Here is a 10,445-nt window from a genome sequence, read left to right as displayed (position 1 = left end):
CGCTTCTTTTATTGAGGGAGGTTAGTGGAATAAGGATAGATCTATATTGCTTTAGTGAGTATTAGCCTAAAAATAAATTAGGGTGATGTAAATGGACAAAAAGTTTTCCCTTTCATTGCCTCTTATTTGTATCAAAATAATATGGAATAAAACAGTAGAACCCTTAATTAGTTATATTATCATCTGGCTTGGGGATAAAGAAGTTTTATGCCAATTTGAAGTTATCTTCCTCCTTTTTGTCAGGAGAAAACTACCTAAACATAAAACGAAAACGATAATGGTGCTTCATTCCTAAATTATTTTCAAATATTGGTAGTTTTACAGGTGTATCTATGTCTAATTATGTAGAAAAACATCTAAATTTCATGTTGGGAAAATTTCTGCATAATGAAATACAAAAGAAATGAAAAGGTAAAGTATCCATATAGCGCCTTAAACATGAATGTTTATTTTATAATAATATGATGTTGGGAAACATTTTTCTTCTTTTTGATATTTAATACAAATTTGCTATTAATGAATATATTAAGACGAAAAACTAATTCCTTTTTATGGAATATCATGCTACTCTGAATCTAGTAACCGGTTACAATAAATTTTAGGAGGATAAGATGACTTTTCAAAAGAAACTTTATTCCGCTGTATTAGCAGGAGCATTGACTTTATCTATTGGTTCAATGACTTCTTTTGCAAGTAACTACTATGATACTGCATTTACTTTTAATTTTGATATCGGGACTAATGTTGCCTATACATCAGCACGAGCTAAGGATGATAATACGTCGGCATATATGAAGCTGCAAAAGCTTCAAGGAGGGACCAATCCTACTTATACAGCTTCTGTAGTCAGAGAGAATTATACAAATTTCTCAAAGACATGGTATTACTCATTTAGCAGTGTCAACATTAATCAGGGACGCTACCTATCTAATTATGCTTATGAAGACGATGGCGCAGGTGTGAAAGTGCGGATTAAAGCAACACGAGGCGCTGACCCTAATGGATTTTATGGTTCAGGACTTTGGAGCCCGGATTCTCTTTAACTTGGTTTAAACAAGGCCGGTGGTTGGAAAAATTCTTTCTAACCATCGGTTCAAAGTAAGGAATACTAGGAGGAGTAAACATGTTTAAAAAAATACTCCCAATTATTTTTGTTACGCTGCTAGCATTAATTTTAATAGGAATCAAGGTATATCCTACTCTTAAAAGTAAGTATATGGCCGAAGAAAATGTGATTAGTAAAGATGCTGGGAGCCCTGCTAAAGAAAACACTCAACACATTGATCAAGTGAAAGAATCTGAGTTTCCTTTCGCGATGAAAGCGGAAGAAGATTTTGCAAGGAAGTATCCAACTCAATTTGAAATTGTGAAGAAAATGTATTTTTCATGGGATTATATTCGAAATGCTCAAGGTGTATTTGAATATGGTGATGAGAGCAAAGGAGAAGTTGCACATATAACTTTTCACTTGGATCTAGCCAAGATGAGTAATAAAGCAGATTATGTAAAGACAAAGAATGGCAAGGTGGTTGAGGAAATCAATTTATTATATAAAGATGGCATTGCTATTCGGCAAAAACCAAATCAGGGTCTATTCACGAAAGATACGGATATGAATAAACAAAACCATTACCTGAGTTTATTCAATGACGTTGTGATTAACAGTGAATGGTACACACTGATTTATAATAATTACCCCGATTGGAGCTATAAGGAAGGAAATCAATTTGGAATGCCAGTTTATCAAATTGAAGGGGTGATTGCCAATAGCACTTCCGAAAGCTTAGCTGGCCCTTTTACAATGACCGTTTCTAAAGAAACAGGTGCGTTGTTGGATTTAAAAGCTTACGGGAATAGCAAGGAAGCGATTCTCACTCTCAACTTAAAAGAGATTTCTATTAACAAAGGAATTGAGGATGGGATATTTCAATTGGATACATCAGGTGGCCAAGAAGTGTCGAACCTTGATTTCAACATTAGCGGAATAGAAAATTATCAGGAAAAGAGTGGGGGAGACGGTCCGTAATGAGCCCTCATAAATATGTCCCCCAAAAGACATCCATTTATTTTATGGCTTATTTCCTGCTCATAATGATTGTAAGTATCAAAGTTGCTGATAAGGAATCCAGCAATTCTTTATTTGATTATATAGTCAATTTAAGAATGGGCGGGAGTGCGAGCATCATGACTCTCGTATTTGGTGTTCTTCCAATACTGGCTATTTTGCTTCCAACGATGATAGATAAATATGAACAAGATATTGTGGTCTTAAGAATTAAGCAAAAAAGAAAACTACTCAACCGCCTTTTCATTTTTTCAATATTTCTAAGTGCATTCTTTACCGTTGTGATGATGATGGGCGGAATCGTTGCTTCCTGGTTTATAAACGGTCATATAGAAAATTTTTGGCCAAGCAAGAAAGGGACTGTTTATTTTTTGATCGAGAATAAAGATTCCTTTTCGCAATATATCTCCTATTTTGAAAACATTAGGGTTTGGGGAAGCATAATTAGTTCAAGATTTTTATCTGTCTTGTTTATTGCAACAGCTGTGATCTTTTTAAAAACAGTTCTAAAAAAGAATATTTTAGTATTCTTTTCAGCAATCATTATATTAGGAACCGACGGTATATTATTCAACCAGTTCAGTTTATTTCTTGGGAAGGCAAAAATGAATTTAGATACTTGGCTGGATTCTGAAGAACAGTGGTTTAATTTCTTATATTTTATATTGGTCATTACTGTATTCTATTTAGTTTCCCGGAAAATTTACGATAAAAAAGAATTCTATGATTAATTTTGGTAGGGTGATTGAATGCTTAAAATGGAACTTAATCGGATTAGAAACAGGCCCATATTCTGGATACTGATACTTGCTGGGCTTATATATGCTTTAATTCCCGTTGTGAATACATGGCCAAAGGGAGTATCTGATGATTTTTATGTATTTTATCCCCGCAGTGCGTTTGTGAGCTGGATGTATTTCATTGGTGATACATATATGGTCTATTCATTGACTTTCCCCCTGCTTGCTTCTCTGGCCTATTCAGATGCCTATGCAGAAGATTTTAATACAGGTTTGATTAAAAGTGTATTGACCAAAGTTGAAAAAGGTAAATATTTGACCATCCGGTATTTCGTTAATTTTATGATTGGGGGTTTGGTAGCTGTTTTTCCGCTAATCATAAACTTTATAGGAGAGATGGCTGCTTATCCTTTGATAGAAAACAACTATTATTTTGGAATGCCTCTTGTCATACAAGGTTCTTTTTGGCCAGAGCTATTTTATAACCATCCAATCCTTTACATACTTCTAAGATTATTTATTCTGTTTTTATTCGGCGGGATGCTGGCTTCAATTGGTTTAGCCGTTTCGACATTCGTTAAAAATCGATACATTGTTTTAATTGTACCTTTCTTACTTGTCTTAGGAATCGATGTGCTTTCCAGTGCGATAGGAAATCTGTCTCTAAGTCTACTGTTCTTGGGAAATGTTGAGACGACTTGGGAGATACCGGTGATATTGTTTGTAGGGATATTCGGGAGTTTTGTTTGGTACTATACCGTGGGTGGCAGAAATGAAACGATTTAACATATTACGTGTTTCCATCGCCGGATTGATCTCACTAAGAAAAGTATGGTTTTGGGTTGGCGTTTACTGTCTGTTTGCCCTGTGGTTTTTGCTCGTAGTTGCGAGAAAAGGTGAATGGTCGGATAGGGGAATTTTTGATTTGATTGCTGATGTTGGAGGATGGCAGGGAGGGACAAACCATCATATGTTTCTTTTGGTGGCTATCCCCGTGATTGTCACGATATTGACTAGACTGGTTGAGAAACTTGAAAGTGCTTTTTATGTTCTCAGGTTTCATTCCAGGTTCCGCATATGGCAGATACAAGCCGTATCGGCTATTTGTTTATCATTTTTTTTGGCGATTCTCATTTTAGGAATATCATTTCTAATTGGAGGAATGCTCGTTGGCTGGGATAATACCTGGTTAAGTTCAAAAGGCACAATCAGTATATTATTGGATGACGAAGAAAAGTTCCAATCAATCCGCGAAAATTTAAGTTCAACTAGAATAATCCTGACTATTTTTATCACAAAATTACTGGGTTTTTTGATGATTTCCATGGCCGTTCTTTTTCTGAAGATTTTTATTAAAAACAGCGCATTTATCATGATTATCCTTATAGCCCTTGTAGGGTTGGATTATACAGGTGTTCTGCATATTCCTATATTCACCATGATGGCAACACTTTCCATACAAAATTGGATCGATCCATTACTGACTTTGTATCGATCTGTGTACTTACTTGTACTTTCCCTGATATTTTACGCTGTAGCAGGATGGCTATATGAAAGAAGGGATTATCTTTCATGACTACACCTGTCATATTGAAACTGATCATAAGGGACATGCTTTATAGTTGGTCATACGGAAAGCATAAATATATCATTTTTTTCTGTATCCTTTCTTTTTTATCGGTGGCGACGAGCTTGCAATTGAAACCCTTTGGAAGCAATAGCTCTGGTGTCTTTTATTTTTTGCTGAAAGATAATGGCTATATTAGAGTCATCAGCGATTATGAAGTTCCTGTATATTGGGTATTTATCCAATTTTATATTCAATTCCTGATTGGTGATTTTTTATTTGATGATCAAAAAAAAAATCGCAATTATCTATTGTTAAGGAGTCATGCGAAGGGATCCTACATTCTCGCGAAGATGGGCTGGGTATTGGCACAGAATATTTTGATCTATTTAGGAATCTATTTTGTTATTTATATATCTTCAGGCCTAGTCCTGAATGATTTTTCTATAGGTTCTTCTCCCTTTTTTAGCAACCATATTGACCCAACCTTGCAATATCCGATAACACCCGGTCAGCTGACCTTCCGTATCATAACTGGGTATTTTTTGACTAGCTTAGTTTTATCAAGTATCCAGCTCCTTTGTATCCAATTTATTTCCCCTTTTATTACTTACTTTGGGGTTATCATCTTAAGCGGGATATCGACATTTTCCGATATCAAATGGTTGCCAGCCATTCACTCCATGATATTGAAACAAGCAGTATTTGATTCGGACCATAATCTTACATTTCATTTTTCAATAGTATATTCCGTTGTACTCTATATATTGGTTTCTCTAGCTGCATACAGTGTCTTCAGGAAAAAGGATATTCTCTAGGGGGATAAAGAAATGACTGAATCGTTCTTTGTAAAAGCAAATAATGTATCGAAGGAAATAAACAAGCAGCCAGTTTTAAAAAATATAAACTTGTCTTTGAACAAGGGAAAGATTTATGGTTTTAGAGGAAAAAATGGTTCAGGCAAAACAATGTTATTCAGAGCTCTATGCGGTCTAATTATACCAACCGAGGGCACAGTGGATGTTGGAGGCGTAACATTGGGAAAGGATGCCTCGTTCCCTCTCAGTGTTGGTGTTTTAATTGAGTATCCGGGTTTTCTGAACAATTATACTGGATTCAAAAATTTGAAGATGCTGGCAGAGCTGAATGACTTGATTGACGATGAGCGAATCAGGGAATCCATTCGCCTGGTGGGCCTGGATCCAAAAGATAAGCGGAAATATCGAAAGTACTCTTTAGGGATGAAACAGAGACTTGGACTTGCCCAGGCTATAATGGAAAAACCGGAATTAATCATTTTAGATGAACCCACCAATGCGTTGGATTCAGATGGGGTGGAGGAATTAAAAAAACTGTTACTGGATTTGAAAAACGAGCAAAAATGTATTTTAATAGCCAGTCATGATAAAGAGGAATTGGACTACTTATCCGATGAAATTTTCCTGATGGAGAATGGGAAAATTGTCGATCATTACGATCTGGGAGAAAAGCAATGAATAGGGGAACAATAATTCTTTTAGCAGTTGCCTTTATTGTCATCGCTGCTGGCTGGGGTATACGCGTCTACCAGGTAAATGTAGATGTTGCAAAGAGTTATGAAATCCAAATGCACAAGAAAGGCGAAAGGGTGGCCTTTGAAAATGTAGCTTTGGAGGTAAAAGACTTTCATTATGGAGAAGAACAAAAAGAAGAAGGCTATGAGTTCGTTCCTGTGGAAATGGAAATGGAAATAATCAATGAATCGGAGAAAAATCTCTCCATAATCAAGGTAATCGAATCAAAGCTTGCTTTCGGTATGGATTATTACCAAACCATCGAAGGGGATTTTGATGTAGAAAAATTAAGGAATTTACCGCCTGAAACAAAAACAAATATTACCTTAATCTTTAATGTGAAGCCTGAATACAAGAATAAAAAAGCGAAATTGTATATTGATCAAAGTCTATATTCTTCAGAAGTGAAAGAAAAATATAAAAAAGGGAAAAGATTAGGCATAGCAATTGAACTTTAACTAAATCGAAAAAAGCCCCGTTTTATTTGTTTGTATTCAATACTTTATTTAATGGAGTGTGTAACCCAGGCTATTCGAGACCTAGAAAAAAGTACGTGTTTAAAAAATGGAAAGACTTCCTTTAATAATTTAAATTTGTGAAGAACTGCACTTAAACAAACGAGGCAGTTTAGTAGCATAAGAAATATTAATTAAGTTCAACCAATCAAAAAGATATATGGTAAAATTTATTTACAGAAAAATATGTATATTCAAAATAAATAGAAAGGGGAATGATTGAAATGACTAAAGAATGTTTTGCATGCGGAAACACGAACGAAGAAGAGATTGAGTATAAAACGGTAAGTCTTGATGACGGTTGGAAAGAAGTAAAGAAAGAAGTTTGGGTATGCAAAGATCCAGAAGATTGTGGCATGAGAATTTATGGATACAAGAACTAGTCTTAGAAACCATACAGGAAAAAAACTGATAAATCATTATTGAAAACTAGAATGTTCAATAACATATTACTTATCAATTACAATTATTTGATGAAACTACCGGGTGCGGTGATCCATGAAGGATCATGCACCTTTCTTATTGACTTCCTTATTGAACAAAAGGTGCAGTTTACTTCACTAGAATGCTAAACTTTTTAGCAATATCATCGTATAAAAAAATACTTAATCAATTTGATATTTTATTTTTATGTCTAATAATGGAGGTGGCTATATTGAATAAAGGAAGTACAGGAATGGCTTTATTTGGAGGTATATTTGTTGGAGTTGTGGTTTTTTTAGTTGAGTATTTAATTCCTAATACAAGCCTCATTACCAAAGCTATAATTGCAGCGTTATCTGCTTTATTAGGTGGTTGGATAGGAAGTAAGTTATTCCCTAAATAAATCGTGAAAAAATACACTTAAACTACCATGAAAATAAGTTTCTTCAAATTCTGAAAAACGACAATACTAAAGAAGACCCTTCTCAATGGATAAAAAAAGAGGAGAGAGCTACTTAAAAAGTCTATGGATTAAGGTTGACTGTGTAAAGGTCAGTATTAGTATTGACACTGCCTGACCATTTTCATTCTCTGTGGTGAAGCGCTGATTTTTGTGCTTCATGGATGGCTAACGGGTGCATTGATTCAGGAAGGATAATGCACCTTTTTTATTGAATTTCTTATTAAACTAAAGATGCAGGAATATTGAAGAAGGATTTACTATTATTGTTCAAAGGTGATGATAAAGAGTGGATAAAAGTAATACAAAAGAATTTTTAAAGGTGGCTATTATCACATTTATTACAAGTATTTTATTACTTTTTACCTTGCTAACATTAAGCATCAATGATGTATTTGTTCATATAGGGACACCGCCAAACGGTATTAGTCATCTGGCATTATCTAATTTGCTTATAATTGTGGCAATAGTATCGCTAATTTATTTGTTCAATGATAAAGGTATAAAAGGAATGATAATTGCGATAGGGGTATTTTTCATAATATTACTGTCCCTTCCAAGTCTACTATTTGAGGCAGAATACACAAAGTTTTCCTCTCCAGATAGTAAAGAAGAATTTGTAGTGATCGATGGCCGCCTATACCAATTATCAAACTCAAGATTATATATGACTTATTTAAACAGCATTAGTACAGATGATGGCTATCGGCCATTTTCGGACGGTGCTTATAAATTGGAATGGGAAGAACCGAATCAATTGATTATTCATTATAAGTTTGATCCTATGTCAGATTCCTTGAACAAAGAGATTTCAATCAAATATAAAGTGAAGTGATTTAGGGATAAAGTATTTCATTAATTACTTTCTTTATTGTTGAAGTTATTAAGCTAAAGGGTGCAAGAGTTAAAGATCAAGGAGTTGTCGCGGCAGCTCCTTTTCTTATTGAAACAAACGGAGCAGGTTAGGTAAAGAAGGTAAAACAAATAGGCATCCTTAGGGATGCCTATTTACAAGGATGTAAAACGGACTCTATGAAAGATATATCTAATTTACTTCTTTAAAGGACTCTAAAAGTCCTTTCAAACTTCCTAATGTAAAGTCACCTTGGGTGGTGATTTCAAATTCGAATTTTTCTGTTTCTCCTTTTAGTACAAAATCATTATGGAATGAATCTTGATATATTCCCCAGCTTATTCCATTTAAATCGAGGGAATCAATTTTTAGTGGTTTTTCCCAATCAAGAGCTTTCACCATTTCGAATTTTATGCTGCCATCTGCCTGATTTATCCTCTCCATTACAAAAGGATGGTCAAATCTTGAATTTTCAAACTTCATTCCCTTCCTATATTGGTTGATAAATAAAAGACCTGAAGTGGTGTTGCCGTTTTCTTGTATATCTCCTTCAGGGAAATGGTAATAAGTTAGGATTGTAGGATCTTTCGAATATGATACTAATTCCAGCTTGGTTCTATTGCCCATATCAACAAATCCGTATAAAGGTTTCACTTTTTTCTTTATGTTCTCAAATGCAATTTTTGTTTCTTGGGGATCACCTTTTGCGCTAGTGATTCCTTCAGTATTTGTTTCCATTATTTTATCGGACTTCTGAAATACGATATATGCAGAAACGTTTGTTCCATTCTTATAAGAAACTCCCTTTGCAGCAATCAAGTTTTCATTTTCCCCGTTTATAGAATAAATTGGTCCAGGAGGGATTTCATTGGAATCCCCTGATTTTTTTATAGCCCAATCACCAGTTCGTTCTACGCTGGCAATTTGTTCACCTAATTGTTCGGATATTACCTCTCTATCCGTTTTTTTATAGTAGTAGCCATTTAGAACGATATAAGGATAGGTTGGTTGTTCGTTTTCAATTGCTTCATTTTGAGAATTTTCCAAAGGGGGATTATCTTTGTCCTGGTCGGAAGCACTAATATATTGGTCATTATCTTTTTTAGGAACAGTAACTGTAGGGGCAACATTGTGTTTCGTTTCTTTTCCATCAAGTACATTTTGGAGTAGGAAACTTCCCAATAATAATAAAAAGCTTGTCACCACGATGGCTGACAAAATAGGGGCAAATAAATTACGCCTTTTGGTATTTCCACCGTTAATTGCTTCTACAAGGATTCTATTCTTTTCTGCTGTGGTAATTTTTCCGGGTTTTAATACAGTTTTTTCCATACTACTTCTTAAATTCCTTAATTTAGTCTCCATTTTTCAGTTCCCTCCCATCTTTTTTCGAAGCTGGTCCTTGGCACGGCGTAAACGGGTTTTAATAGTTTCTTGTTTGATTCCTGTTAAATTTTCAATTTCCCAGATTTTCAAATCCACGTAAAAATGAAGAATGATTACCTCTCTATAAATCAACGGTAATGATAATACCGTCTGGGAAAGGATAAAGTCATCCTCCTTCCCGATTAGATTCTCGTCGAGTAATTTATCCTTAGAATTTAGCTTTTCCTTTAAATAGTCAAATGGAATATCAAATTTATACCACTTACTCCTGGTATAGTCTTTGCATTTATTTATTACAATCTTATAAAGCCAAGTTTTGTATGAACTATCTCCGCGGAAATCCTTCAGCTTTATGTAACAAGCAATAAAAGTTTCTTGGGTTAAATCTTCGGCAACCGTCCAATTCTTTACATAAGTAAATGCTAATTTCTTTATGCTTTCTGCGTATTCTTCGATAAGAGACTCAAGTAATTCTTCATCTGATCGGTAATCTTCACGACGGATGTGGTGCATATCTTTCTCCCCCTAATAACTGGCTGCTTTATAGACGATAAATTTAGCAAATATGGTTCAATTAAATAAAAAGTTTTGAATTTAATGTAATATTTTTGTGCTATTTCCAGTACCTAGTTATTTTATCGTAAACCGTTATTTAGGCTCAATTGCTGAATATTATTGGTGAATTAGTTCATCTTAGAGGGTTACTCATTTTTTTTGGAGATTTTTTGGTTCACAATCTAAAATTTTTTGGGTTATCAATCTAGGGAGGACTACCAACCTTTATGTTGAATTGCTTATTGGACTAATGGGGAAGCATTCCTGTAATAAATCTAAGTTTGTGAACAAATGTACTTAAACTATCGGGTGCTTTCGTATTATAGAG

At 34.5% G+C, this 10,445-nt stretch carries 12 protein-coding genes; 10 read left to right on the top strand and 2 right to left on the bottom strand.

The genetic code is table 11. The features are described from left to right. Nucleotides 1-611: 611 nt before the first annotated feature. From J7E38_RS23660 to J7E38_RS23615, 10 genes are all read left to right on the top strand, one after another. Nucleotides 612-1,043 carry a hypothetical protein gene (locus J7E38_RS23660; protein WP_214710417.1) on the top strand — a complete coding sequence of 144 codons (432 nt, stop codon included), beginning with the start codon at nucleotides 612-614 and terminating at the stop codon, nucleotides 1,041-1,043. Between the two features lie 80 nt (nucleotides 1,044-1,123). Beyond that, the gene (locus tag J7E38_RS23655) at nucleotides 1,124-2,026 is read left to right on the top strand and encodes a hypothetical protein (protein ID WP_023613848.1); all 903 of its coding nucleotides are present in this window, start codon (nucleotides 1,124-1,126) and stop codon (nucleotides 2,024-2,026) included. Further along, on the top strand, nucleotides 2,026-2,796 hold the full coding sequence (locus J7E38_RS23650; RefSeq protein ID WP_023613849.1) for a hypothetical protein: 771 nt from the start codon (nucleotides 2,026-2,028) through the stop codon (nucleotides 2,794-2,796). Before J7E38_RS23655 ends, J7E38_RS23650 begins: the two co-directional genes overlap by 1 nt. An 18-nt stretch (nucleotides 2,797-2,814) precedes the next feature. After that, complete coding sequence (locus J7E38_RS23645; protein WP_023613850.1) at nucleotides 2,815-3,591, top strand: hypothetical protein; 777 nt, start codon at nucleotides 2,815-2,817, stop codon at nucleotides 3,589-3,591. Continuing rightward, nucleotides 3,569-4,381, top strand: coding sequence for a hypothetical protein (locus tag J7E38_RS23640; protein ID WP_214710416.1), 813 nt, complete (start codon nucleotides 3,569-3,571; stop codon nucleotides 4,379-4,381). Before J7E38_RS23645 ends, J7E38_RS23640 begins: the two co-directional genes overlap by 23 nt. Nucleotides 4,382-5,202: 821 nt before the next feature. Continuing rightward, complete coding sequence (locus J7E38_RS23635; RefSeq protein ID WP_214710415.1) at nucleotides 5,203-5,868, top strand: ATP-binding cassette domain-containing protein; 666 nt, start codon at nucleotides 5,203-5,205, stop codon at nucleotides 5,866-5,868. Then, nucleotides 5,865-6,383: a hypothetical protein gene (locus tag J7E38_RS23630; protein WP_023613854.1), complete on the top strand. Its 519-nt coding sequence runs from the start codon at nucleotides 5,865-5,867 to the stop codon at nucleotides 6,381-6,383. Before J7E38_RS23635 ends, J7E38_RS23630 begins: the two co-directional genes overlap by 4 nt. Before the next feature lie 281 nt (nucleotides 6,384-6,664). Beyond that, nucleotides 6,665-6,823, top strand: coding sequence for a hypothetical protein (locus tag J7E38_RS23625; RefSeq protein WP_214710414.1), 159 nt, complete (start codon nucleotides 6,665-6,667; stop codon nucleotides 6,821-6,823). Nucleotides 6,824-7,095: 272 nt separating this feature from the next. Continuing rightward, entirely contained in the window at nucleotides 7,096-7,266 is a 171-nt protein-coding gene (locus J7E38_RS23620; protein ID WP_214710413.1) for a hypothetical protein, read from the top strand. A gap of 346 nt (nucleotides 7,267-7,612) precedes the next feature. Then, a complete protein-coding gene (locus tag J7E38_RS23615; RefSeq protein WP_214710412.1) occupies nucleotides 7,613-8,158 on the top strand; it encodes a hypothetical protein in 546 nt (181 codons plus the stop codon). A gap of 210 nt (nucleotides 8,159-8,368) precedes the next feature. On the opposite strand, the gene J7E38_RS23610 is transcribed toward J7E38_RS23615, so the two are convergent. Then, the gene (locus J7E38_RS23610) at nucleotides 8,369-9,541 is read right to left on the bottom strand and encodes a hypothetical protein (RefSeq protein WP_214710411.1); all 1,173 of its coding nucleotides are present in this window, start codon (nucleotides 9,539-9,541) and stop codon (nucleotides 8,369-8,371) included. A gap of 3 nt (nucleotides 9,542-9,544) precedes the next feature. Then, nucleotides 9,545-10,075, bottom strand: a complete 531-nt coding sequence (locus J7E38_RS23605) for a sigma-70 family RNA polymerase sigma factor (protein ID WP_214710410.1) — start codon at nucleotides 10,073-10,075, stop codon at nucleotides 9,545-9,547. Between the last annotated feature and the right edge of the window lie 370 nt (nucleotides 10,076-10,445).

This window comes from Bacillus sp. ISL-35, assembly GCF_018613355.1.
Taxonomy (GTDB): Bacteria; Bacillota; Bacilli; order Bacillales; family Cytobacillaceae; genus Mesobacillus.
Note: the sequence above shows the minus strand (reverse complement) of the source record. Positions and strands in the feature narration are given on the sequence as shown.